The sequence below is a fragment of the Roseateles sp. P2_H4 genome, assembly GCF_056403315.1.
Genome location: NZ_JBFUFR010000004.1, coordinates 1 through 25,868 on the forward strand (window position 1 = coordinate 1; position 25,868 = coordinate 25,868).

The following is a 25,868-nucleotide window of genomic DNA, read 5'->3' on the forward strand; positions in this document are numbered from 1 at the left end:
AGTGCTCGAGCTTGCAGCACGACGCGGCGGCTATCCTCATGGCGGGCTCCCTGTTCCCGAATCCTGTCGGGACAGCGGCAGTGGAGCGCGAGGCGGGTCGCGGCGCCTCACCAAATGTGGGGAGGCCGCCGGCATCAGTAGTGCGGCGGCAATTCGTCGCGCGGGCCGCGCACGCCGTCCGGCTCGGCCGCCGTGGCCCGGTTGCGCAGCTCGACCAGCTCGCGCACCAGCCGGTCGATCTGCTCCTGCTGGCGCACGACGACCTGGTTGAGCTGCTCGACCGTGTCCTCGGCGAAGCTAGCCTTGATCTCGAGATCGGTGATGCGTTGTTCGAGCGCTTGCAGGGTGTCCATGTCGCTATGGTGCCGCAAGCCGGAACTCCACCCGCGCCCAACGTCCCAATCCGTCCATGACCGTCAGGCGATGAGGGCCGGCGCGGTCGACGCGCAGCGTCTGGGCGGCGCCCGCCCTCGGGCTGTCGGCCAGCCACTGCCCATCCAGCAGCCAGGTCGTGCCCTGCTGGGCGCCGACGGCCTGCAGCTTGAGTACGACGTCGCGCTGGCCAGGCGTCGGCCGCAGCACCGTGCCCGGCTCCAGGCCGACGACGCGCAAGCGGTTCGCCACCGGCTGGTTGCCGCCGCAGTCGGCGCGCCAGGGCAGGCGCTCCAGCGGATGCTGCTGCTCGGCGTCGAGGAAGGGCCCCAGCAGGGCCGGCCAGCGCACGGCTTCATGGCGCTCGGCATTGGGCGCGCAGCCGGGCTGCACGCGCTGGCCCGCGGCCACCCAGACGGGCTCCGCCAACGGCCCCGGGCGCAGCCGGTCGGGCAGCGTCGGCGGCACGGCGCCGTCCAGCGTCCAGGCGGTGCGGCGTTGCAGGCAGAGCTCGGGCGCCGTCGCTGCTTCGGCCGTCCCCATGGGCCAGCAGATGGGCACGGCCACGACGCTGTCGGGTCGGCGGCGCGGCGCGAGCTGCTGGCGGGCCTCGCTGGGGCCGAGTGCGGCGGCCAGGTCGCGCAGCAGCGGCGCGGCCGAGTTGGCGCCGAAGTGGCCGGGGTTGGGCGTGCCATCGGGCCGGCCTATCCAGACGCCGAACGTGTAGCGGTCCGTCACGCCCAGCGCCCAGGCGTCGCGAAAGCCGAAGGACGTGCCCGTCTTCCAGGCCACGCGCTGGCCGCTCTCGCGAAACGGCGAACCAGGCCGGCCGCCGTTCTCCAGGATTTCTCTGACGATGAAGGCGGCGCCCGCGCTCATCAGCCGCGCTTCCGTCAAGGGCTCGTCGGGCGTCAACCGCGGGCGGGCGGCGACGCCCTCGCGCGCCAGCGCCGTGTAGGCGCCCACCAGCTCCTCCAGCGTCGTGCTGCCGCCGCCGAGGATGAGGCTGAGGTTGGGCGTCGCATTGGCTGGCATGCGCAGCCGCAGGCCCGCATGGCGCAGCCGGCCGGCGAAGCGCTCGGGCCCGAGCCGGTCCAGCAGGTCCACGGCCGGCACGTTGAGCGAACGCTGCAGCGCCTCGGCCACGCTGACCGGGCCCGAGAAATCGGCCTGGAAGTTGCCCGGCGCATAGCCGCCGAAGTTCTGCGGCGCGTCGATGAGCAGGCTCTCGGAATGGATGAGCCCTTCGTCCAGCGCCATGCCGTAGAGGAAGGGCTTGAGCGTGGACCCGGGCGAGCGCTTGGCGCGCACCATGTCCACATGGGCGCCACGATGTGAATCCGTGAAGTCGGCCGAACCGACATAGCCGCGCACTTCCAGCGTGCGGTTGTCGACGACGAGGGCCGCCAGCGACACGGTGTCGGGCAGGCTGTTGAGCCGGTCCGTCAGCAGCTGCTCCAGCCGCGCCTGCAGGCCGGCGTCCAGCGTGGTCTGGATGACGGCGGCCGTCTGACCCTTGCGTTTGGCCTCCTGCCGCAGCCGCTCGGCCGCCAGCGGCGCCAGCCAGCGCGCGCGCAGCGGCGGCGCGAAGACGCGTTCCAGCTTGGCGTCGGCCACGTCCGCCGCACTCCAGATGCCAAGGGTCTGCATGCGCGTCAGCACCTTGTCGCGCGCCGTTTGCGCAGCGGCCACGGCGCGGTCGGGCCGCAAGCGCGTGGGTGACTGCGGCAGCGCCACGAGCAGCGCCGCCTCGGCCTTGGACAGGTCGGCCGCGCCCTTGCCGAGGTAGGCGCGGCTGGCCGTCTCCACACCCTCCAGCGGCCCGCCCATCGGCGCCAGGTTCAGGTAGAGCGACAGGATCTCGTGCTTGCTGCAGTGCAGCTCCAGCTGCAGCGCGCGGGCGATCTGGCGCAACTTGGCCGGCACGCTGCGGCCGGCGGCGCGCTCGTCCACCAGCCGCGCCACCTGCATGGTCAACGTCGACCCGCCCGACACGATGCGGCCACGCCGCGCCCACTGCCAGGCTGCACGCGCGAGCGCGAAGGGGTTCACGCCCGGATGCCAGCGGAACCAGCGGTCCTCGTAGTGCAGCAGCGCCTGCACATAGTTGGGCGACACGGCCTCGGGCGTCGTCGGGTGGCGCTGCGCGCCGTCGTCGCCCGGCCAGGAACGCAGCGGCGTGCCGTCGACGGCCAGCACGGTCAGCGTGGGCGACTGCGCGGCCGGCTGCGGCAGCGGGCAGGCGAGGTCCAGCACCAGCACGGCGGTGAGCAGGCCGGCGAGCGTGAGTTCGAGGTGGCGGCGAGTGAGGCGCATCGGGGCGAAGACGATAGCCGACCACCTTTGTGGCGCCCGAATCGACGTCATCAGCCAATATGTCGATTGGATTATCAAAAATCGACATGTCGTGACATCATGTCGATTAGACAGACATGTCTTCCAAACAGGTCGATTCTTCCGCACGAGATCTACACATGCCCTTCGACCCCGCCAAGCCTCACAACGCGCTGCCGGCCCTGCCGCCGCCCGTCGAGCTGGAGTCGCGTGCCGTGCTGAAAGCCTGCATCTCGGCGCGCGCCGTGGTGGCCGAACTGAAGGCGGCGGGACAGCTGATTCCAAACCAGGGCGTCCTGATCAACACCATCCCGCTGCTGGAAGCACAGGCCAGCAGCGAGATCGAGAACATCGTGACGACGACGGACCAGATGTTCCTGTTCGACGGCGCGAGCGAGGGGGAGGCCGACCCGGCCACCAAGGAAGCGCTTCGCTACCGCACGGCCCTGTGGGAGGGCTTCCAGGCGCTCAAGGCGCGACCACTGTCCACCAACACCGCGGTGCAGATCTGCCGCGCCATCAAGGGTGTGGACATGGACGTGCGGCGCACGCCGGGCACGACCCTGACAAACGACCGAACGCGGGAAGTCATCTACACGCCTCCCGAAGGCGAAGCGCTGCTGCGGGAGAAGCTGGCGAACTGGGAACTGTGGATGCACGGCGCACTGCCAGGCAGCGACAAGATCGACCCGCTGGTGCGCATGGCCGTCGCCCACTACCAGTTCGAGGCCATCCACCCCTTCACCGATGGCAACGGCCGCACGGGACGCGTCATCAACCTGCTCTACATGGTGGAGCAGGGTTTGATGGACAGCCCGGTGCTCTACCTGAGCCGGCACATCCTGCGCAACCGCGCCGAGTACTACCGCGGCCTGCAGGCCGTCACGCAGCAAGGCGCATGGGAACCCTGGCTTCTCTACATGCTGCACGGCGTGACCGAGACGGCCCGCTGGACCGTGGACAAGATCCACGCGGTTCGCGAGTTGCTGGCGGTCACCACCGAGCGTCTGCGCAAGGAGGCACCCCAGATCTACTCACGGGAACTGGCCGAACTCGTCTTCGAGCGCCCCTATTGCCGCATCGCGCATGTGGTGGATGCCGGGCTCGCAAAACGCCAGACGGCCAGCGTCTACCTGAAGCAACTGGCCGAGATAGGCATCCTGCGCGAACACAAGCTGGGGCGCGAAAAGATCTTCCTGAACCCGGCCTTCATTGCTCTGCTCAAGCAGGATTGACGACCGGCACTCCACCCTCCCCCTAGCTTGATCCGGCTGCCATTGCATCCAGCGCCCACGCGCTGCGTATGAGGTGAGCCGCAGCGCTGGTTGTGTCCATCTGTTTGCGGTTCCACCCACAAACAGGAGCCTTCATGAAACTTGCATCTCGCGCGCCCACCGTAGCGCTCATCACCGCGGCTGTGCTCGCCAGCCTGGCCGCGCTACCTGCCCAGGCCTCCAGCCACCGCGAGGCCCCCTCCATCGGCGGCATGCCGCGCGTCGACGGCACCGATTTCTATATGTTCAACAGCTACGAAGGCGCGGCCGCCAACGGCACCGGCGGGCGCGCCGGCTATGTGACGCTGATCGCCAACTACCTGCCGCTGCAGGATGCCTACGGTGGCCCCAACTACTTCAAGCTGGACCCGAACGCGATCTACGAGATCCACGTCGACAACAACGGCGACGCCAAGGAAGACCTGACCTTCCAGTTCAAGTTCATGAACACGCTCAAGGGCATCGCCCTGCCCATCGGCAACCAGGTCGTGCCCATCCCGCTGACCCAGGCCGGCACGGTCAGCGCGCCCAATGCCGCGGCGCTGAACGTCAACGAGAAGTTCGCACTGACGCTGATCCGCGGCGATCGCCGCACCGGCACGGCCACCGCAATAGCCAACCCGGCCGGCGGCACCTGGTTCGACAAGCCGGTGGACAACATCGGCACCAAGACGATCGCCGACTACCCGGCCTATGCCGCCCAGCACATCTACAGCGTCAACCTGCCCGGCTGCGCCTTCCCGGCCAAGGTCTTCGTCGGCCAGCGCCAGGAGGCTTTCGCGGTCAACCTCGGCCCCATCTTCGACCTGGTCAATGCCGACGTCGGCGTCATCACCAACCGCAGCCTCATCAACGCTGCGGCCGTCAATTCCATCCAGGACAAGAACGTCACCTCGATGGCGCTGGAGGTGCACAAGAGCTGCCTCACGCAGGGCAACGAAACCGTCATCGGCGGCTGGACGACGGCCAGCGTGCGCCAGAGCCAGATCGTCAACGCCGCGCCGCCCAGCGGCTACGACACGGCCGTCAAGACCGGTGGCGCCTGGGTGCAGGTCTCGCGCCTGGGTAACCCGCTGGTCAACGAGGTCGTCATCGGCCTGCCCGACAAGGACAAGTTCAACGCCTCGGTGCCGACGGGCGACGGCCAGTTCGCCACCTACGTGACCAACCCGACGCTGCCGGCCCTGCTGTCGGCCGTGCTGCCGATCGGCAACGCCGCCCCCACCAACCTGCCGCGCCTGGACCTGGTCACCACCTTCCTGACCGGCATCCCCGGCGTGAACCAGCCGGCCAATGTGGTGGGCTCGGAGATGCTGCGCCTGAACACGGCAATAGCGCCGCGGCCGTTTGCGATGCAGAACCGCCTGGGCATCGTCGGCACGCTGCGTGACGGCGAGAACCCGCCCGACCTGGCCGGCTTCCCGAATGGCCGCCGGCCCAAGGACGACGTCGTCGACGTGTCGCTCGCCGCCGTCATGGGCGGCCTGTGCTGGCTGAACAACGGCGGCGCCCTGTTCGGCCCCGCCTGCACCCGCGCCGCGGTGCCGCTGGGCGCCACCTCGCTGGAACTGCACGACGCCGTCGACCAGGCCGTCGTGCCGCTGCTGCCCGGCTTCCCCTATCTCAACACGCCCAAGCCGGGCGCCAAGTGAAACCCCACAGGAGCACAGCCATGAATCGTTTCCTCGGCGCCGTGGCCCTTGCGGCCGCGCTCTGCAGCAGCGGGGCGGCACAGGCCGGCCTCGTCAACTTCGACAACCCTGGTGTCATTGACATCGACAACAACACCGGCATCGCCAGCTACACCGAAGCGGGCTTTGTCATCAGCGGCCCGGCAGCCAGCTTCCTGCCCCTGGACGGCGCCATGGTGGGCGGCTTCGACACCACGCCCTTCAGCTTGAGCCTGCTGAACGGCGGCGTGTTCGGGCTGCAGTCGCTCGACATCGCGGCCTATGACCTGGGCTTCGGCCCCGGCATGCTGGCCCTGGTCGGCCTGCTGGGGGGTGCGCAGGTGGCTTCGCTGAACATCGACCTGGCCAGCGCGGGCTCGGTGCTCTTCGACAGCAGCTGGGCCCAGCTGACCTCGGTCAGCTTCTCGGCCACCAGCGGTTTTGCGCTCGACAACATCGCCAGCGTGCCCGAACCGGGCAGCTTCGCGCTGGCGGGGGCGGCGCTGCTGATGGCGGCAACGCGCCGGCGGCGCTGAGGCGCGTGACCCGGCGCCTCAGCGCGCCGGGCTCGATGCCGCACTCGCGGCTCGCAGCAGCTGCAGCTCCGCCTTCAGCCAATGCGCACTCTCCACCGGCGCCTTGCCGGCGCAGCGCACCAGATAGGCCTTGCCGCTGCTGCTGCTGGCCGACGCGCCGCGTTCGATGAACTGCTCGGCCGTCTTCACCATGTCCTTGCCCTCCAGGTAGTCCAGCTTCTTCAGCAGATGCGCCCGGGCCTCGGCGCCGGCGTACCAGCTGCCGTTGCGGTTGAACTCGCAGCCCGAGGCCTGCAGGCGGGACAGCAGCGCATCGACCTCGGCGCGGGCGGCGGGCGGCAGGGGGTTGGCAAGGGCGGCGGCCGCGGCGAAGGCGAGCAGCAGGGCGAGGGGCGTGCGCATGGCCCGGATGCTAAGGGTTGCACAGGCGGACAAACACGCGGCCGGCACCCCCGGCGCCACCCGCAGAATGGCCGCCAGACGCCACCAAGACCCCCATGCAGAAAGAAGCCTGGAAGCTCTTCCCCACCCTCGTGCACCGCTACACCGAGGTGCTGAGCCCCGACCAACTCGCCACCATCCTCGCGCACTGCCTGCAGCTCGACACGGCCCGCCACGACGCCCTGCTCGGTGACGCGCTGTCGTCCTTCGACCGGCGCGCCCACGTCGTTGCCCAGCTGGAGGAAAACCACGCCAATCTGAAGGGCCTGACCTCGGGCCTGGCGCGGCTGATGGACGCCTACGCCCAGGAGCTGGGCTTCGACGGCGCGCGGCTGTCCAACTCCTGGTTCAATGTGCAGCGACCCGGCAGCCTGCTCAAGCACCACACCCACCCCGACTCGCGCGTCTCGGCCGCGCTGTGCATCGCCAGCGACGAGCGCAGCAGCCAGCTCCACTTCGAGAACCCCAACTCGTTGATCGGCTTTGCCGGCGCCGAGCAGCGCACCGACTTCAACATGGAGATGGCCAAGTTCAAACTCGCACCCGGCGACCTCGTGCTCTTCCCGTCCTGGCTCAGGCACGGCTCGGGCTTCGAGGCCAACCAGTCCGAGCAGCGCGTCGTCATCAGCATCAACGCCGGAGCTTGAGAACGCCATGACCCAAGCGCCCGCTTCCCGCTGGCAGATCCACCCCGAAGTTGCCCGCGCCGAGACGCTGGACAAGGCCTTCTACCTCGACCCCGCCCTGCAGCGCCTGCAGTACGAGCGCGTGCTGGCGCGCAGCTGGCAGTGGCTCGCCGACCTGCACGGCCTGCAGGCACCCGGCAGCCTGCAACCCGAAACCCTGCTGCCCGGCAGCCTGGACGAACCCCTGCTGCTGGCGCGCGACGCGGCGGGTGCGCTGCGCTGCCTCAGCAACGTCTGCACCCACCGCGGCAACCTGCTCATCCAGCAGCCCTGCCAGGGCGCGGCGCAGATCCGCTGCGGCTACCACTCGCGCCGCTTCGAGCTGGACGGCCGCATGACGTTCATGCCCGAGTTCCAGCAGGCGCTGGACTTCCCCCGCCCCTGCGACCACCTGCCGCGCATCCCGCTGCAGGACTGGGGCGGCCAGGGCTTTGTGGCGCTGGAAGACCCGCTGGACAGCTTCGACGCCTTCTTCGGCCCCGCCATGCAGCGCCTGCACTGGCTGCCGCTGCAGGACTTCCGAATGGACGCCAGCCGCAGCCGCGACTACGAGTTCGACGCCCACTGGGCCCTCTATGTCGAGAACTACCTCGAAGGCCTGCACATCCCCTTCGTGCACCCCGGCCTCACGCAGACGCTGGACCTGAGCCAGTACCGCTACGAGCTGCACGAGTGGAGCAACCTCCAGCTGGCGGTGGCCCGCGCCGACGAGGCGGCCTTCGAGCTGCCGCCCGAAGCCGCCGAGCACGGCCAGCGCATTGCCGCCTATTACTGGTGGGTGTTCCCCAACCTGATGCTGAATTTCTACCCCTGGGGGCTGTCGCTGAACCAGGTCACGCCCATCGGCCCGGCCCGCACGCGCGTGCGCTTCCGCAGCTATGTCTGGAAGCCCGAGCTGCTGGGCAGCGGCGCCGGCGGGGCGCTGGATGAGGTGGAGATGGAGGACGAAGCCGTCGTGATGACGGTGCAAAAGGGGCTGCGCTCGCGCTTTTACCAGCGCGGGCGCTATTCGCCGACGCGCGAGCAGGGCGTGCATCACTTCCACCGCCTGATCGCCCGGGCCATGGAGAGCCCGCCGTTCAGGGTTGACCCGTAGCCTCCACGACAGCCCTGCCGGACGGCCGGGCACCGTTTCCGGGCGACAATCGCAGCTTCGCGCGCGCGTTGTGCTTGGGCGCGCCCGGTGACCCCCCAGAGATCCCCCCAAGAGGCCTCCATGATCGTTTTGAAAGCTCCCCAGGATCAGGTGCTCGGCGCGCTGCAAGCAGTGTCCGGCATCGTCGAGCGGCGCCACACGCTGCCCATCCTGGCCAATGTGCTGATCCGCAAGACCGGCAACCAGGTGGAGCTCACGACCAGCGACCTCGAGATCCAGGTCCGCACCACCGTGCAATTCGACGGCGACGCCGGCAACTTGTCCACCACCGTCGGCGCCCGCAAGCTGATCGACATCCTGCGCTCCATGCCGGCCGACCAGGTCGTCAGCCTGACCAGCAACCAGAACAAGATGACGCTGCAGGGCGGCAAGAGCCGCTTCACGCTGCAAACCCTGCCGGCCGACGACTTCCCCCTGGTGCAGGAAGCCGCCGACTTCGGCCCCGCCTTCAGCGTGCCGCAGAAGGCGCTCAAGGGCCTGATCAACCAGGTCCACTTCGCGATGGCGGTGCATGACATCCGCTACTACCTGAACGGCATCCTGTTCGTCGCCGAAGGCAAGAACCTGACGCTGGTGGCCACCGACGGCCACCGCCTGGCTCTGGCGCAGGCCGAGCTGGACACCGACATCCCCAAGCAGGAAGTCATCCTGCCGCGCAAGACCGTGCTGGAACTGCAGCGCCTGCTGAAGGACGGCAAGGACGACGATGCCGCCATCGAGATGCGCTTCGCCGGCAACCAGGCCAAGTTCAGCTTCAGCGGCATGGAGTTCGTCACCAAGCTCGTCGAGGGCAAGTTCCCCGACTACAACCGCGTCATCCCCAAGAGCCACAAGTTCCGCCTGACGCTGGGCCGCGCGCCGCTGCTGTCCAGCCTGCAGCGCGCCGCCATCCTGACCAGCGAGAAGTTCAAGGCCGTGCGCCTGACCTTCGAGCCGGGCCTGCTGTCCATCGCGTCCAGCAATGCCGAGCAGGAAGAGGCCAAGGAAGAGATCGAGATCGACTACGCCGGCGACAAGATCGAGACCGGCTTCAACGTCACCTACCTGATGGATGCCCTGGCCAACATGAGCCAGGACATGGTCTGCATCGACCTCAACGACAGCGCCAGCAGCGCGCTGCTGACCATCCCCGACACCACCGGCTTCAAGTACGTCGTGATGCCGATGCGAATCTGAGTCACGACCTGACTTGGACACAGCGGGCTTCGGCCCGCTTCAGTGCTTTTAAAGGGCGATGAATTTATCGCCCGCGAGTGAGAGAGAGTTCCCGATGAGTGATGTGAATAGCAGCCCCGAACACCCCGATGGTCTGAACGCCAACCAGCAGGCGGCCGCGGCGGCCGAGGCCAAAGCGGGCGAGGCCTATGACGCCAGTTCCATCCAGATCCTGGAAGGCCTGGAGGCCGTCCGCAAGCGCCCGGGCATGTACATCGGCGACACCTCCGACGGCACCGGCCTGCACCACCTCGTCTTCGAAGTCGTCGACAACTCCATCGACGAAGCCCTGGCCGGCCACTGCGACGACATCGTCGTCACCATCCACACCGACAACTCCATCTCCGTCATCGACAACGGCCGCGGCATCCCCACCGGCGTCAAGATGGACGACAAGCACGAGCCCAAGCGCTCCGCGGCCGAGATCGCGCTGACCGAGCTGCACGCCGGCGGCAAGTTCAACCAGAACAGCTACAAGGTCTCCGGCGGCCTGCACGGCGTGGGCGTGTCCTGCGTGAACGGCCTGTCCAAGTTCCTGCGCCTGACGGTGCGCCAGAACGGCAAGGTGCACTTCATCGAGTTCGCCAAGGGCATCCCGCAGGACGGCGAAAGCGTCATGGTCGACGGCTTCGAGACCCGCCCCATGAAGATCATCGGCGAGACCGACAAGCGCGGCACGGAAGTCCACTTCCTGCCCGACACCGAGATCTTCCAGCAGAACAACGACTACCACTACGACATCCTCGCCAAGCGCCTGCGCGAGCTCTCCTTCCTGAACAACGGCGTCAAGATCCGCCTGGTCGACGAGCGCAACAACAAGGAAGACAACTTCGCCTACGCGGGCGGCGTGAAGGGCTTCGTCGAGTTCATCAACAAGGGCAAGACGACGCTGCACCCGAACATCTTCCACGCCCAGGGCGACAAGATCAGCGACCAGAACACCAACGTCGGTGTCGAAGTGGCCATGCAGTGGAACGACGGCTTCAACGAGAACGTCCTCTGCTTCACCAACAACATCCCGCAGCGCGACGGCGGCACCCACCTGACCGGCCTGCGCGCCGCGATGACCCGCGTCATCAACAAGTACATCGACGACAACGACCTCGCCAAGAAGGCCAAGGTCGAAGTCGCCGGTGACGACATGCGCGAAGGCCTGGCCTGCGTCGTGTCCGTCAAGGTGCCCGAGCCCAAGTTCAGCTCGCAGACCAAGGACAAGCTCGTCAGCTCCGAAGTGCGCGGCCCGGTGGAAGACATCGTCTCCCGCCTGCTGACCGACTACCTGCTCGAGAACCCGCTCGACGCCAAGATCATCTGCGGCAAGATCCTCGACGCCGCCCGCGCCCGCGAGGCCGCCCGCAAGGCCCGCGAGATGACGCGCCGCAAGGGCGTGCTCGACGGCCTGGGCCTGCCCGGCAAGCTGGCCGACTGCCAGGAAAAAGACCCGTCGCTGTGCGAGATCTACATCGTCGAGGGCGACTCCGCCGGCGGCTCCGCCAAGCAGGGCCGCGACCGCAAATTCCAGGCCATCCTGCCGCTGCGCGGCAAGATCCTGAACGTCGAGAAGGCGCGCTACGAGAAGCTGCTGACCAGCAATGAAATCATCACGCTGATCACGGCCCTGGGCACCGGCATCGGCCGCGGCGCCGGCAGCGACGACTTCAACCCCGACAAGCTCCGCTACCACCGCATCATCATCATGACCGACGCGGACGTGGACGGCGCCCACATCCGCACGCTGCTGCTGACCTTCTTCTACCGCCAGATGCCCGAGCTCTGCGAGCGCGGCCACATCTACATCGCCCAGCCGCCGCTGTACAAGGTCAAGGTCGGCAAGCACGAGCAATACCTGAAGGACGGCCACGAGTTCGACGCCTTCCTGCTCAAGGTCGCGCTGCAGGACGCCAGCCTCGAAACCGGCACCGGCGACACCCTCAAGGGCGACACGCTGGACACCCTGGCCCGCAAATACGTGGCCGCGCAAGCCGTCATCGGCCGCCTGTCCAACTGGATGGACATCGAGGCCCTGCACGTGCTGGCCAACGGCCTGGCGCTCAAGCTCGACACCCACGAGGAAGCCGACGCCAGCGCCGCCAGCCTCAAGGGCCTGCTGCACGACGCGCTGGTGACGGTGGAGACCGACCCGCGCACCGACAAGTTCTTCCTGAAGATCGCCCGCACCCACCACGGCAATGTGCGCGCCAGCGTCATCCACGCCGACTTCGTGCACGGCGCCGACTACGAAGTGCTGGCCGACGCCGGCCTGAGCTTCCAGGGCCTCATCAAGCCCGGCGCCATGGTGCGCAAGGGCGAAGGCGACAAGGCCAAGGAGGCCAAGGTCGACGACTTCCGCGCCGCCATGGCCTGGCTGATGCAGCAAGCCGAAGGCAGCGTCGGCCGCCAGCGCTACAAGGGCCTGGGCGAGATGAACCCCGAGCAACTCTGGGAAACCACCATGGACCCCAACGTGCGCCGCCTGCTGCGCGTGCAGATCGACGACGCCATCGAGGCGGACAAGGTCTTCACGATGCTGATGGGCGACGAGGTGGAGCCGCGACGCGATTTCATTGAGACGAATGCGTTGAGGGCGGGGAATATCGACGTCTGATGGATGGATGTTTTCCACGGGCCGATTGGCCTGCCCCTCATCAAACGCCCGGGTTGCCCCGGGCGTTCGGCTTTGCGAGGTTCCGATCCGAGGTGTGTTGGTGATGTAGCACACCATGGCGCGGTCAGCATCGTGATGGCGCCGTGTGGGCGCCGAAGGTGAACCGAGCCACCTCTCTGTCGGTTTGCGCTGAGTGACTGTCGGTTTGCGCTTAACTGTCGGTTTGCGCTGAGTTTGGAACTGTTTGCGCTTAACTTGGAACTCGCGTTGGGCTCGCCTCCCCAGCGCCGCTATAGGCGCTTGCGCAGCGTCCTGCCGGCACCCGGAGCTGCAACGCCAGCGAGGGGTGTCAACCTGCCCCGTCTTCAGCCTGAAGTCCGGGAATCTGCGGGACGTCCAGTAGCTTTGCGAACCTACAATCGGGAGTGGCCGGTGTCCCGGCGGGACTATCTGTGCCGATGATGAGCGATGGAAGAAGGCTGCTGAGCGTTTTTTGTGGAGCCGGTGGCTTGGACCTGGGCTTCGAGCAAGCAGGGTTCGACGTCCAACTGGCTTTTGACATCAGGCCCGAAGCTGTTCTTTCGTACAACGAAAATCGACCTGACAAGCCTGCGGCTGCGCACCGCATCGATGTCCGCGACATCACGTTGGCAAAGCTCGATGAGCTAGCAGGTGGTACGTTCAAGCCACTGGGCGTCGTCGGCGGGCCGCCATGTCAGAGCTTCAGTCAGGCGAATCGATCGCCGCTTGAAGATGATCCGCGTCATAAGTTGCCCTTCGTTTATGGGGACCTCATCCAAAAGCTGAACGCCCGCAGTCCTCTGCATTTCTTCGTTTTGGAGAATGTCGTCGCGCTGCGTGAGTCGCCTCACGTTGAGCGTTTTGAGGAGCTTAAGAAGAAGCTTGATAAGGCGGGATTTCGGGTGCATGAGGCAGTGCTGGATGCGTCTTCTTATGGCGTACCCCAGCGCCGCGAGCGGCTGATATTGGTGGGCCTCAACAAGAAGCTGTACCCCGATCTAGTTTGGGAAGCTCCAAAAAAAGTTGAGGTTCCTGCTGAACATCTGACGGTGCGTCATGCGTTCAAAGAATTGCCTGAACCGGTGCAATACAGGAGAGGCCTGACGCGCGCGGACCTAGTTTTCCATCCGAATCACTGGTGCATGGCGCCGAAGTCGAAGAAGTTCACAACGCCGGGAGCACTGGTTGAAGGACGGCGAGGGAACCGTAGTTTTAAGACACTGTCTTGGAACCTGCCCAGCGTCACTGTGGCGTATGGGAACCGGGAGGTTCATGTGCATCCGGACTGCAAGCGCCGTCTCAGTGTTCTAGAGGCAATGCGTCTTCAGGGCTTTCCTGACACCTACGTCTTGGAAGGATCTCTGTCATCCCAGATCACGCAGGTGAGCGAAGCCGTCCCGCCGCCGATGGCCAAGGCCGTTGCGCAGACGCTCAAACAGATTTTGGACCGCGCGTTGGTGGCTAAGCCAACAGGCAAGGCAAAGACCGTCGCCAAAATCAAGAAGGCCCAGCCCAAAGACGCCCGTAAGTCTGAGCGACTCGCAGCGTAGGTGCTAAGGGGTGGGCGGCTGCGCCTTTGCGGCCTCTTTCGAAGCCCATTCGTCGTAGCCATCCAGCAGTGCATCAGGGTAGTTGGCCTGCCTGAGCAGCCCCTTGGTCTCTGCCGCCATCGAATTCATCTTTGCCGGGTCGCTGAGCAGGTGGGAATCGATGTCCAGCAGTTCCCGAGTTTTCTTGAGGGCGCGTAGGGCGATGCGCTGTTCGACGGTCGCAGCACTGTCAGGTGCAACGTCGGTCATAGGGGCGGGCGTGCCGCGATAGCGACATCGGTACACAAGCGAAAGCATGTCATGTTCGCCACCGTCTACGGCGTAGACATACGTGGTCATCATGTCCAGTTCGAACGGCGGGTTCGCTTGCAAGAGCTTCGAGGCCAGCCATTTGGTCAGGCCCACACAGATCGCATCGCGCAACTGTGGACGAGCTAGGCCTGTCGGATTTTTCAAGAAATCCACGCCGACTCCGGCAGCTACCTGCAGCAACTGCTCAAGCTCATTCTTGAACTCAGGGCTAGAGGCACAGTTGTCCTCGATTGCCTGGCGAACGCGCTCGAACTTCTGCGGACAAGTGTTCTCTTCGTCGAATCGGGTCGCTACAAACAGAAGCCAGTCTCCGCCAGGCTGACTGGTCTGCATCTCGATGATGGCCTCCAGCGCATCCAGTACGGTGGCGCCGGTGCCGTTGTCCGGGGCCAGCAAGTAGCCGCACAAGTCAAAGTTGATGACATGGAACGGCGCGTATTCGCGCAGCTTCCGTCGCGCCACCGGGCTGCTACCCGCCGCCAGATCTTCAAGCCGGTAATGCAGCGTGTCAGATGCCGCATGCACCCAGTCCGACTGCGCCTTTAATGTGGCTTGCGCTACACCTAGATGCTGGTCATCTTCTGAGCCACTTCTTTCTGCCGTCATGCCCACGAACTGCACTTGGTACTGGCGATTTTTCGCGGCATCTTCCAGCACGCGGATGTCGAGCATCTCTGGCGCTGGCAGAGTGAAATAGCGCAGCACCTTTGGTGTCCCAGTAGCGTGATGCAACTCTTTCATCAGCCTCGACACGTTGTCGCGCCAACCGTGGCGCACGAGTTGCTTGCGAGGCTTGTGCCAAGGGCGCAGTTCCCGCGCATGCCGCTCCCATGTCTTCGGCGCTACTGCCGGTAGAGCGCCGTCTGCGAACTCGTCGACCAGGCCCGGGGCGTCATCAGTGCCGCTCATTTGACGTTGCGGTCCTTAAGCACTTGAAGGACGTCTTGGAACATGGCCTCTTGATCCTTGTATTCCATCTGATCGAGCACGTTGTAGGCTGCAAGCACCCTGAACACGGCTTTCGCAATTTCCAGCGGCCCAATCGCTGCCACAGTGGTATTAGAGGCCTGTACTGACTTGAGCAGTTCTGGGCTGACTTCATAAGCAAGCACGCCGCTTATGCGCAAATCGAGTCGCTTCTGTTCGGTCGCTTCGATCGCCACCTCCGGCGCTTGTTCGAGCGGGTCGCCGCGTCGTGCCCAGATCTCCGCGATATCTTTGTCAATGGCGGCTAGAAGGCCTGAGCGCTGCTCGTTGCCTGTGGCCTGCCGCCCCTTCTTGCTTGCTTCCTTCAGCAGATTGGTGATTTGCCTTAGGCAGCTGTGGACCCAGTTGCTGAGGTATTGGTAGTGAGGATGGCTGACGTTGAAAGACTCGCGATCAATGTTGAGCGCGGCATCCATACCTGACCTGACGAAGACTTCGCCGGTAATCTGATTGAGACGGTTCAGCTCCGAGACTTGGTAGTCCATGAAGCGGTCGTCATACAGCACACCGCTTGCTCCATTGATGCGAATCAATACGCCCCGGTTCTGCTTGGGAACGATCACCGAGTTCCAGTAGAAGTAGGCGTCAAATTCAAGCGGGCCACCACTATGCGCGGATTCATAGTTGCCAAGCGATGACTTCATCTGCCCGACAAAAAGCAAGGGGACCTTTTGCTGTGAAGGGCGAGCGGATTCAGCTAGTTCGTTAGGCAGCTCTACGGGCCTGAACAGCTTGACGCCATCTACCGTCACCGAGAAGCCGCCGACCGGATCCGCCAATTCCGGCAGCGCCAATGCAGAGGCTACTGTCTGATCGGCAAGGCCTGGCACCTCAGCAGCGCGACCGCGCGCCTTGTTTTCAAGCTTGTACACAGCAATGCCGCCGCCGAGTGCGATCTCAAAAGGGTGCCTTCCAAGGTACTCCAGTGGGGCGGCAAGACTGAGTCGCCAGAGCATTGCAAAGTACTCGTCCAAGTACTCCTCGATGTCCGGATTCTTTGACTGCTCTTTACCTGTCTTGACGGCGTTTTGATAGAACTTGCGGAAGCGTTCTTCGGGTCCATCCTCTGGCGCCCAAGGCAACGCAGGCTCGACCAAAAAGACATTTGTTCTTAGATCGCTGAATCCGACGTGTACTTTTGGTGCCTGCAGGGCGGTTTGCTCCTTCTGGGCCTGCTCATCCTCAGGTTTTGTTAACAGCGCCTCCCACATTTCCTTGCGCCGGAGCAGATCGCGCGTAGCAGGCCGGATATCAAACAGGGTTACCGTAGTGCCGTGCTCATCAGCGCTGTGGGCGGCCTCTCGCTGCATTCGCACCTTGCCGGTGACGAACTGAGGTTTGGCGCCATCCTTTGAAGTCTCCCGGAGATCCGCTTCTGTGTAGGTCATCAGCCAAATTTCGGCGATTAGCCAGTCGCGCTCTCCTCGCGCCTTGGTGATGATCTGAAAGTGGGTCGTCAAGTGCGACACCGCGAACAAGCCAATGCCGATCTTTCCAATGAGTCGCCGCAAGCCGGGGCTGAGATCAGGGTCGTCCGACGATGCCGTGCCGATCTCCGTTCCGCGGGCGGTGCGCTTGCTGCTTCCCCCGATGTGCGTGAGCAAATTCGACAATGCGACTTCGGTCATGCCGTTGCCGTTGTCGGATACAGACATCCGTTCAAACCGCGGCCAGTCCGTAGAGATCGTCACCTCCGTTGCGTCGGCGTCGTAGGAGTTGAAGATCAGCTCTCTAAGTGCTGATGAGGGGCGACGATAGATCCCGTCGGTGATGCGCGCGAAGACGCGGTTATCTACTACGAGTTGCTCTTGTAGCTGTTCACCGTCGGCTAGCGAGCGCATGCGACTGGCGAGCACGTCCGCCTCGTCGACCACTTCGTTGAAGTTCGAGGGTGCTTGACCGCTGCGGGATTTACTTTGCTTGTCCATATAGATGCCGCCAAAACGGATTGGACCCCCTAAGTTCGCCTCAAAAGGGCGTGAAAATTACCTCGCCAACGCGCGTGCCAGGCCGCCGCAGGGTTACGGCCAGAGTATCTGATGATGCTCCCAGTAGCTACGCTGCCAGGCAGCCCTCCGACCAGGAGCTGCACATCGCCCGCCCCTGTGACCTCATCGTCTTGGGCCGCGCGGCGACGTATTGCCGAACAACAGGGAACTGCGAGATGTACAGGCGGCAGAACAAGAACACCAGCAATGTGCTCACCTACGACGATCTGCTGCGTCGGCTGCACCGAGTGCTGGAGCAGCAGCACCGGTCGGGACGCTAAGCGGCCAACGCCCATGAAACCCACGCCTCCTGACCCGCGCAGCCCCAAGTGCGCCTGGGACGAGCAATACCGCCTACTGAAGGGCGACCCTTGGCCATGGCTGCTTAAGGCGGAGTCGCTGATGGCTGCCTTCGAGGCGCTCATCGCGGACGACGAGCATCGAGTGCAAGACGGTAGGCCGCGGCGCGTCCAGGGTGTCGCCTACATGCTGGCTGGTTTTGCGATGGAGAACCTGCTCAAGGGCAGGCTGATCGCCCAACAAGACGCCGCAGCGCGGGCGGGCCCGTTCAAGTTCAAAGGGCATGACCTGCGTCAGCTCGCGCAGGACGCTGGCTGCACGCTTAGCGACGACGAGAGTCGCATGCTGGAGCGGGTTGAACAGTTCGCGGTCTGGACGGGCCGGTATCCGATCCCCATGAATCCAGAAGATATGCGCCCGCGGGAGCTGCCTGGAGGCGGCTTCGCGCCCAGGACGTTTCACCAGTTGGGTGAGGATTGGCCCGCCATCCGCGCATTGGTGACGCGCTTCAACGCTGATTTGCGAGCAATTTGCTGATGCAACCAATGGCCTGACAGCGGCAGGCATCGCCCGGCACCGAGTGAGCTTGGTCACCGGAATGTAGGCGTCCGCCCAAGTCATCTTGAAGTCGCGTGAACGGCCCTGGATGCTTGTGTCCACGAGTAATGCGTGGACACATGAGCACTTCAAATTTCGACATCGACAAACCGGCAACCCCTGCAGGGCGTAGCTGGCGGCGGCACTCGGCCGAGTTCAAGGCACGAGTCATCGAGTTGGCGCGCCAGCCTGGCGTCTCGACGGCGGCGGTGGCTCTGGCCAACGGCCTCAACTCCAACATGCTGCGCCGCTGGGTGCGGGAAGCTGATGAGTGCGTGCTGAGCAGTGCACACAAGGACGCTGCGGCCGTGCCGGCGTTCGTTCAACTGCCCATGCCGCAAGAGGTGCCGGCCTCCTTGGCGCCTGCACCTGCGCAAGTGCACAGCTGCATCTCGGTGGAGATCCGCCGTGGCGGCGCCACGGTGCACGCCGAGTTGCCGATGGACGCACGCAGCGCCGCCTGGCTGCGCGAGGTCCTGGGTTGATCCGCGTCGACGCCGTCTGGCTGGCTGTGCAGCCGCTGGACATGCGACTCGGCTCCGAAGCGGCGCTCGCCCGCGTGGTCGGCATCTTCGGTGCCGCGCATCCCCACCATGCCTACCTGTTCACCAACCGGCGCGCCAACCGCCTGAAGTGCCTTGTGCATGACGGCATCGGCGTGTGGCTCGCCGCCAGGCGGCTCAACGCCGGCAAGTTCGTGTGGCCGCAGGACGGCGCGAGCACGCTGAGCCTGACGCGCGTGCAGCTCGACGCGCTGGTGCTGGGCCTGCCGTGGCAACGCCTGGGCGAGGCCGGTGTCATCCGCACGATCTGAAGTGCAGTGCCCTGGCACGGGCAATTGCTGGATGTGCAGAGTCGTCACGCCGCAAAGTACATCGAGCAAATAGCTCGTGTTAGCGAATGCCTGTATTCCGTGTTGTTCTGCCAGATAGTGGCAAGAGAACCCCATGCCAAAGTCGTCAGACATCACCGTCTTCTGATGCGCGTCAATTTCCGTCCAGATTGGCCTGAGGCTCAGACCCGAATGGTGATCGGAAATCGCACTCGCATATCTAAGCCATGCCCAGAACGTCGAAAGATCGAAGCCTCGGTATCTGGGAGGGGCCGTGACTATTCCGATCCACAGCATCGTCGTTAAAACATTGCATTGCCAAAGCGCGTGTGCTGGAAGACCGGGTAGCAGTCCGGCATCGCCGAACTTTTTGCTTACTTGCACTCGAATCTGTTTCTGCATAACTCCCCCCTGTCGCAGCATGTTATGCGCCCATTGAACTTTATCCCTTGGAGTACCTACTCGTGTGTTTCAGGCGTTTTCTAAGCGCGGCGCCACAGGACCGCATCTGCCGAAGAACTCAGGTAAAAGTACCTGGGCCCCGGAGTGGCGTATCTCGATAAGCGCTATTGCAAGCGCCGCGCTTCCACCGCTAGAACATCTTCGGAAATTAATGGGGAGGAAAGGATCTCCTCGACTCGTCCGCGCTGGCGACGAATTGGATGGACGATCGAACTCTGCACTGTCACGAAATCGTGCTGTTTTAGCAAATCAACAATGGGGGCAATGTACCGCTGAACGTCCCCGTTGATACCTCGACTTAGCGCGCCAAGCTTTCTTCCGCCGCCCGCCTGCTTGTACAGCTTCCGCAAAACCGTGATCAGTGCCTTCAACTGCGGAGAAATATCTAGTTTTAATACGGCGCTGTTCGTCGAAATGTTGTCGTAAGCGTCAATTTCCGAGTCTTCAGAGATGAAGCCCGCAGGTAGCGCCCGTCGGTCGCTCACGCCAGAAATCTTGTCTACTAAGCAAGACTTAAATCTAATTGACCCAAGATCAGTGCTCTCGCCAATTACGAGTTCACGAACTGTGCAGTTGTGAAAGGAAACGTTGTGTAGAGATATTTCGTCTAGCTCAAGTGCGTTTATTGATGCTCCGTCGATGATCGAGTCATGGAGATCAATGGCGCTCCGGCCATCCTGTAGCGACAAATTGATTACGACGCTTAAGCAGTCGGCAGCATGCTGCGCTGCCCCACGAAGCGTGGACCTTCCCCCAACAAGCTGAGAAATTATTGTCAATATTGTTTCGATGCTGGCCTGCTGCGTCTGGAGCACATAAGACGCCATATTGACAGCACGATCATTTAGCGCGGAAAGTGGAGCGTTTACATCAGCTGTGAAAGCACTAAGTACGAAGCGAGCGAACGCACTACCCTGAAGCGCCGCTAACAAGTCATCGTCAACAAATGATCGGGCTTCGCCGTGCTCGTCTCTTTGCGCGAGGCCGGGCAACCGTTGCAGTTGCGCTAGAACACCCTCGCCCGCTGGCTGACCAGTTTCGGTGGTGTAGCTGGATGCTAGGTCGGTGCCGGTGATTGGCCCAACGCCGCTTGCTGTCGCCCGAACTCCAAACGCTAGTCGTTCAAGTACTGATCGAACAGTTAGCGCATCCATTACCGCTTGGTCAAGAGACGCTTCACGCTGACAGATCTGTGCCAAGAATTCATTCCAGGCATATCCAAATCCTTTGGATCCGTCAATCGAAAGGATCTGATCTAGTAGGCGCTCCTTGAGTAGGTAGCCTAGGAGTAGCGGCTTTCGTGGCAGCCAATCAGGCAGTGAATTGGAAACGCCGTTTTTCTTCAAGTATTCCTGGGTATTCAGATCATTAAACTCGCCGAGATCAACGATTATGAATTTCCGACCACCGACGCCCAGCGAGCTCGCGAGTTCAGAATCCGTGTCGAAATAATGATCTCGTCCGCAGATAAAAACCCCGACGTCCGGAGGGAGCTTTTGTGTGAAGTCACGCACGCCAGTTAAAGCTTTGCGTCTGGCTTCCCGCATAAAGCTCTTATTGTCATTCCGACCAACGGCTTGCGCCGCGACTTCATCGAAGCCATCAAGCAATAGGGAGCACATGCCTGCTCGCCAAGCTATCACAAGATCTGTTCTAGGGTCATATCCAATCATTCGCGCGTGGCGTTCAAGCACTTCGTCGCAATATTCCGCCCCCCAATGCTCGCGGAGGTTCAATGCAAATGGTGTGGGCTCGCTTGCATTGGCAACATGCTTTTTTGCGAGGATGCGGAAAATTTCGCGCGTGGTCAGACTCTTCCCAGATCCAAAAGGGGCTCTTAGAACTACAGTTTCTCCGCGGTTAATTCGATTGGAGATGTCATCCAGAGAAATAGACTTGCCAGTAATCTTTCTTTTTGGATCATCGGCGGCAAAGGAAATTCTCATCGGAAGCGCAATGTAAGCGTCTTCCGAGAGGTTTATTGAATTGTTGCGCGGGTCTCTGGCGGAGCCAAAGGCGGCATTATTCCTGAGGCGGAGATACTTCGATGAATCAAAGAAGCGCCGCTTGAAGTCGGAGAAGGTGATTGCCTGAACATTATTTCGTCGAGCATGATCAACATGTTGTGCGTCTAACTGTTTCTCCGTAACGATCCACTTCGAAATTGCTGAAGCCCGGCCTTTTTCAATATTCTCCGCGGCGTTTAGCTTTTTGCAATCGTCCTTTACTTTGTCTAGACGCGTGCTCGTAGTCACCATAAGTAGATGCGTAACGTCGCGCATTCGCGCCATACCATCAAGTTCGCGCACCACGGGGTCATCCGCATAGTGCATAGGCTGACATTCGCCCGGAAGGAGCCCCCAAACTGCTTCAGCAATGCGTCGGACCTCCGCCTCAAACGCCATGTTCTTGTCGCGTTCTGCTCCCACCTTCGGACTCCCCACTGATTCGTGTTGTGCAATTATTTGGAAGAATACGGCGCCTGGTGCCTTGCGTGTAGCGCTCCGTGCTCATTTTGTGAACGAATTTAGCGCTGTCAAAAGCTGCTTCCTCTCACGGCCGATTAGCTACGCAGACTACGCATGCTGGCTGTAGCGCCTGACCAGTACGTTGCGCAGGCCAGCAAATCGCTGTCAGACCCGGCCTGTGTGTTCAATGACGCGATGAAGCAGCGCTACAGCAGGCCCAACGGAGGATGTCTTGTTCTGGTTCTGCCGCCATGGCGAACCAGTGACTGACCAATCAAAACAAGTTTCCGCGGCCCACGACGTATCCTGAGCCGCTGGCCGGCGCCTTCGCATGAACGCGCCGTTGTTGCCCCAGATCCTGCTTCGTCAGGGCCACTCTCCCCCAAACCGATCTAGACCTTGCGACCGAAGGCGTGCTGCGTCACTTCATCCGATCTGATGTCGGCCGGACACTGGTATCCAGAGTGGGTCTGAACATGGGCGACGTCTGTCTTGCCTAGGGCGGTCACTTCAGCGGGCCATGTGATCACGACCATTCAACTCGTTGTGCGCGGCACTGGATCATCTGATCAGCCGCGCCGGAGTACGCATAGCCAGCCATGCGCAAAACGAAGCCCTGCGCACGGCGGTGGCCTACCGAAAAAAATTGGAGGCCTTGTTTCGAGCCAATCGGCAAGCTGCGCAACTTGACCCCCTTGCCCCTGCCGAGTGCAGCAACGCGCGCGGCCGCGCTGGCGCTGTTGGACACCAGCGCCGGACCAAGCCGCAGAATGAAAATCTATGGTCGTCCCGTTTTTGCAAGAGCTGAGGGCAGGCTGAAGTGAAGGTGGCAGAGCCTCACGACCAGCTTTCGCCCAGCGCTTGCGCCTGCTGCAGCACCAGTTCCACGGCGGCATCCTGCATATCCGGCGGGTACTTGTACTTGCGCAGGATGCGCTTGACCATAAGACGCAAGCTGGCGCGCACGCTCTCGCGCTCGGACCAATCCACGCTCAGGTTCTTGCGCAGGTTCTCGGTCAGCTCGTGGGCGATCTTCTTCAGGGTCTCGTCGGTGAGTTCCTTGACGGCCGACTCGTTGTTGGCCAGCGCGTCATAGAAGCGCACCTCGTCGTCGGTCAGCCCTAACTCCTCGCCGCGTGATGCTGCCTCCCGGAACTTCTTCGCCATTTCGACCAGCTCTTCCATGACCTGCGCGGTCTCGATCGAGCGGTTCTGGTAGCGGGTGATGACGTTGCCAAGCAGCTCGGAGAACTTCCTCTGCTGCACGACGTTGCTGGCGAACTTGGACTTGATCTCGCCTTCCAGCAGCCGCTCCAGCAGCTCCACCGCCAGGTTGCGCTCGGGCAGGTTCTTCACCTGGGCCAGGAATTCGTCATCTAGCAGACCGATGTTCGGCTTGTCCAGGCCGACCGCATCGAAGATGTCCACGACGGCGTCGGACACGACCGCCTGGTTGATGATCTGGCGGATGGCCTGCTCTCGTTGCTCGTCGGTCTTCTTCTGTTGAGAGATGTCGCGCTTGGTCAGGATGACCTTGACGGCCTGCAGGAATGCCACTTCCTCCCGCACGGCCTTGGCCTCGTCCAGCGTGCAGCACAACGTGAAGGCCTTGCTCATCGCCAGCACGGTGTCGGCAAAGCGCTTCTTGCCGTCGCGGTTGCCTTCAGCCTTCAAGCCGAGCACATGGTTCGCCGCGCCGGCCAAGGTCTTGTGGCCACCGGTCAGGAAGCTGCTCCAGTCATAGCCATGCAGCATCGCCCGCAGCACGTCCAGCTTCTCGGCCAGCACCGCATAGGCCTCGTGCGCGTCGACGGTCGGCCGGCCGCGGCCCTGGCTGGCCGTGTACTCGCGCATGGCCGCCTTCAGTTCGTTGCCGATGCCGATGTAGTCGACTACCAGCCCGCCCTGCTTGTCCTTGAACACGCGGTTCACGCGGGCGATCGCCTGCATGAGGTTGTGGCTCTTCATCGGCTTGTCCACGTACATGGTGTGCACGCAGGGGGCGTCGAAGCCAGTGAGCCACATGTCGCGCACGATCACGAGCTTGAGCGGGTCGGTCGGGTCCTTGAAGCGCTTCTCCAGTCGCTTCTTGACCTGGCCGCTGTAGATGTGAGGCCGCAGCAGCGCTTTGTCACTGGCCGCGCCGGTCATGATGATCTTGACGGCCCCCTTCTCGGGATCAGCGTCGTGCCAGTCCGGCCGCAGCTTGACGATCTCGTCGTAGAGGTGGACGCAAATGTCGCGGCTCATCGCCACGACCATGGCCTTGCCTCGCTGCGCGGAATCACGGGCGTCGAAGTGGACCACCAGGTCGGCCGCCACACTGGCCACGCGCGGGCCAGCGCCCACCACCTTCTCCAGCGCCGCCCAACGGCTCTTGAGCTTTGCCTGAGTGCTCTCTTCTTCGTCTTCGGCCAGTTCGTCTACCTCGTCGTCGATGGTGGGCAGCTCTTCGTCCTTCAGGCGCAGCTTGGCCAGCCGCGACTCGTAGTAGATGGCTACCGTGGCGCCATCTTCCTTGGCCTGCTGCATGTCATAGACATGGATGTAGTCGCCGAACACAGCGCGCGTGTCGCGGTCAGCAGCTGACACCGGCGTGCCCGTGAATGCCACGAAGGTGGCGTGCGGCAGGGCGTCACGCAGATGCTGGGCGTAGCCGACCTGGTACTTGGTCTTGTACTCAGGGGACTCAAAATCCCCCGCCGTGTGCGCTGGCGCCTTGCCATCAGTGGTCAACGCAGACGATGCACGATCACCGCGCACCTTGACCTCCTTCAGCTTGGCTTCAAAACCGTACTGCGTGCGGTGGGCCTCATCGGCGATAACGACGACGTTGCGCCTGTCCGAGAGCATGGGGAACAGGTCCTCGTCCTCCCCGGGCATGAATTTCTGGATCGTCGCGAAGACGATGCCGCCCGAGGGCCGATTACTCAGCAGGGCGCGCAGCTCCTGCCGTGTGCTCGCCTGCACGGGCTGCTCGCGCAACAGATCCTGCGCCAAGCTGAACACGCCGAACAGCTGCCCATCCAGATCGTTGCGGTCAGTGATGACGACGATGGTCGGGTTTTCCATTGCCGGCTCCTGCATCACCCGGGCAGCAAAGCAGGTCATGGTGATACTCTTGCCGCTGCCCTGGGTGTGCCACACCACGCCACCTTTGCCGCGAAGCGCAGCGCTGCTGTCTGGCCTTGACGCCGCGACGACGTGCTCGATGGCGGCCCGCACAGCGTGGAACTGGTGATAGCCGGCGACCTTCTTGATCAGCCGGCCGTCATCCTCGAAAAGCACGAAGTAGCGGAGATAGTCCAGCAGCATCGCCGGGGCCAGAGCACCTCGGATCAATGTCTCCAGCTCGTTGAACTGGCCCAGCGGGTCTAGGTCCGTGCCAGTGATCGTGCGCCATTGCTGGAAGCGCTCTTCGTCGGCCGACAGCGAGCCCATGCGGGCTTCGCTACCGTCCGAAATGACCAGCAATTCGTTGTACTGGAAGATGTCGGGGACCTGGGCCTTGTAGGTCTGGATCTGATCGAAGGCCTTCCAGATGTCGGCATGCTTGTCGGCCGGGTTCTTAAGCTCGATCAGCACCAGCGGCAAGCCGTTGACGAAGAGCACGATGTCCGGCCGGCGCGTGTGGTGCGCGCCCTTGATCGTGAACTGGTTGACCGCCCACCATTCGTTGGCAGCAACATCGCCCCAATCGATCAGGCGAACGAAATCGCCACGCGTCTCGCCATTCCTCTGGTACTGCACGGGCACGCCGCTCACCAGCAGCTTGTGAAACGCACGGTTGGCCGAGAGCTGCGCGGGGATGCCGAGGTCCAGCACCTGAGTCAGCGCATCGTCTCGGGCGCTGGGTGGGATGTCGGGATTGAGCTTGTGAATCGCCGTGCTGAGTCGGCCGCGCAGCAGTACCTGTCGGTAGTCGCTGCGTTCGGGCAGGGCGCTATCGGGCGCGATGTCGACACCATGGCGGTGGGTGTAGCCCACTTCGGCCAGCCAAGACAGAACTTCGATTTCGAGTTGGTCTTCGGTCATCGCATCCCCAAGCCGGTCCTTGCTCCC

18 protein-coding genes are annotated in these 25,868 nt (G+C 63.4%); 11 read left to right on the plus strand and 7 right to left on the minus strand.

Annotated elements, in window-relative coordinates; all coding sequences use genetic code 11:
* Window positions 1–134: 134 nt before the first annotated feature.
* Entirely contained in the window at window positions 135–353 is a 219-nt protein-coding gene (locus AC1DW3_RS03950; RefSeq protein WP_477928783.1) for a SlyX family protein, read from the minus strand.
* A gap of 4 nt (window positions 354–357) precedes the next feature.
* Window positions 358–2,688: a penicillin-binding protein 1C gene (pbpC, locus tag AC1DW3_RS03955; protein WP_477928785.1), complete on the minus strand. Its 2,331-nt coding sequence runs from the start codon at window positions 2,686–2,688 to the stop codon at window positions 358–360.
* A gap of 158 nt (window positions 2,689–2,846) precedes the next feature.
* Between pbpC and fic the strand changes: the two genes are divergently transcribed.
* From fic to AC1DW3_RS03970, 3 genes are all read left to right on the plus strand, one after another.
* Window positions 2,847–3,941 carry a protein adenylyltransferase Fic gene (gene fic / locus AC1DW3_RS03960; RefSeq protein ID WP_477928787.1) on the plus strand — a complete coding sequence of 365 codons (1,095 nt, stop codon included), beginning with the start codon at window positions 2,847–2,849 and terminating at the stop codon, window positions 3,939–3,941.
* Between the two features lie 134 nt (window positions 3,942–4,075).
* Window positions 4,076–5,632: a DUF4331 domain-containing protein gene (locus AC1DW3_RS03965; RefSeq protein WP_477928789.1), complete on the plus strand. Its 1,557-nt coding sequence runs from the start codon at window positions 4,076–4,078 to the stop codon at window positions 5,630–5,632.
* Window positions 5,633–5,652: 20 nt separating this feature from the next.
* Window positions 5,653–6,186 (plus strand): PEP-CTERM sorting domain-containing protein, encoded by a 534-nt coding sequence (locus tag AC1DW3_RS03970; protein WP_477928791.1) that lies wholly within the window; start codon window positions 5,653–5,655, stop codon window positions 6,184–6,186.
* Window positions 6,187–6,204: 18 nt separating this feature from the next.
* Here AC1DW3_RS03970 and AC1DW3_RS03975 read toward each other — a convergent pair whose 3' ends face one another.
* Entirely contained in the window at window positions 6,205–6,588 is a 384-nt protein-coding gene (locus AC1DW3_RS03975; RefSeq protein WP_477928793.1) for a DUF5329 family protein, read from the minus strand.
* A gap of 95 nt (window positions 6,589–6,683) precedes the next feature.
* Here AC1DW3_RS03975 and AC1DW3_RS03980 point away from each other — a divergent pair, with 95 nt between their 5' ends.
* The 5 genes from AC1DW3_RS03980 to AC1DW3_RS04000 all read left to right on the plus strand — a co-directional run bounded on the left by AC1DW3_RS03980 (window position 6,684) and on the right by AC1DW3_RS04000 (window position 13,860).
* The gene (locus AC1DW3_RS03980) at window positions 6,684–7,274 is read left to right on the plus strand and encodes a TIGR02466 family protein (RefSeq protein ID WP_477928795.1); all 591 of its coding nucleotides are present in this window, start codon (window positions 6,684–6,686) and stop codon (window positions 7,272–7,274) included.
* A 7-nt stretch (window positions 7,275–7,281) separates the two neighbouring features.
* Window positions 7,282–8,409, plus strand: coding sequence for an aromatic ring-hydroxylating oxygenase subunit alpha (locus tag AC1DW3_RS03985; protein WP_477928797.1), 1,128 nt, complete (start codon window positions 7,282–7,284; stop codon window positions 8,407–8,409).
* 120 nt (window positions 8,410–8,529) lie between these two features.
* Window positions 8,530–9,645: a DNA polymerase III subunit beta gene (gene dnaN / locus AC1DW3_RS03990; protein WP_477928799.1), complete on the plus strand. Its 1,116-nt coding sequence runs from the start codon at window positions 8,530–8,532 to the stop codon at window positions 9,643–9,645.
* Window positions 9,646–9,739: 94 nt separating this feature from the next.
* Window positions 9,740–12,289, plus strand: a complete 2,550-nt coding sequence (gene gyrB / locus AC1DW3_RS03995; RefSeq protein WP_477928801.1) for a DNA topoisomerase (ATP-hydrolyzing) subunit B — start codon at window positions 9,740–9,742, stop codon at window positions 12,287–12,289.
* 461 nt (window positions 12,290–12,750) lie between these two features.
* On the plus strand, window positions 12,751–13,860 hold the full coding sequence (locus AC1DW3_RS04000) for a DNA cytosine methyltransferase (protein ID WP_477929161.1): 1,110 nt from the start codon (window positions 12,751–12,753) through the stop codon (window positions 13,858–13,860).
* 3 nt (window positions 13,861–13,863) lie between these two features.
* Here the strand turns inward: AC1DW3_RS04000 and AC1DW3_RS04005 are convergent, their stop codons facing one another.
* Together AC1DW3_RS04005 and AC1DW3_RS04010 are read right to left on the minus strand one after the other, a co-directional pair.
* Window positions 13,864–15,081 (minus strand): PP_RS20740 family protein, encoded by a 1,218-nt coding sequence (locus tag AC1DW3_RS04005; RefSeq protein ID WP_477928803.1) that lies wholly within the window; start codon window positions 15,079–15,081, stop codon window positions 13,864–13,866.
* A complete protein-coding gene (locus tag AC1DW3_RS04010) occupies window positions 15,078–17,087 on the minus strand; it encodes an ATP-binding protein (RefSeq protein WP_477928805.1) in 2,010 nt (669 codons plus the stop codon). The genes AC1DW3_RS04005 and AC1DW3_RS04010 overlap by 4 nt, the downstream gene beginning before the upstream one ends.
* A 462-nt stretch (window positions 17,088–17,549) precedes the next feature.
* Here AC1DW3_RS04010 and AC1DW3_RS04015 point away from each other — a divergent pair, with 462 nt between their 5' ends.
* From AC1DW3_RS04015 to tnpB, 3 genes are all read left to right on the plus strand, one after another.
* Window positions 17,550–17,984 carry a hypothetical protein gene (locus AC1DW3_RS04015; RefSeq protein WP_477928807.1) on the plus strand — a complete coding sequence of 145 codons (435 nt, stop codon included), beginning with the start codon at window positions 17,550–17,552 and terminating at the stop codon, window positions 17,982–17,984.
* A gap of 140 nt (window positions 17,985–18,124) precedes the next feature.
* Window positions 18,125–18,529, plus strand: a complete 405-nt coding sequence (gene tnpA / locus AC1DW3_RS04020; protein WP_477928809.1) for an IS66-like element accessory protein TnpA — start codon at window positions 18,125–18,127, stop codon at window positions 18,527–18,529.
* Window positions 18,526–18,858, plus strand: coding sequence for an IS66 family insertion sequence element accessory protein TnpB (gene tnpB, locus AC1DW3_RS04025; RefSeq protein WP_057295914.1), 333 nt, complete (start codon window positions 18,526–18,528; stop codon window positions 18,856–18,858). The genes tnpA and tnpB overlap by 4 nt, the downstream gene beginning before the upstream one ends.
* A 584-nt stretch (window positions 18,859–19,442) precedes the next feature.
* Here tnpB and AC1DW3_RS04030 read toward each other — a convergent pair.
* Window positions 19,443–21,767, minus strand: a complete 2,325-nt coding sequence (locus AC1DW3_RS04030; protein WP_477928811.1) for an NACHT domain-containing protein — start codon at window positions 21,765–21,767, stop codon at window positions 19,443–19,445.
* Window positions 21,768–22,643: 876 nt separating this feature from the next.
* Window positions 22,644–25,841 (minus strand): type I restriction endonuclease subunit R, encoded by a 3,198-nt coding sequence (locus AC1DW3_RS04035; protein ID WP_477928814.1) that lies wholly within the window; start codon window positions 25,839–25,841, stop codon window positions 22,644–22,646.
* Window positions 25,842–25,868: the final 27 nt, after the last annotated feature.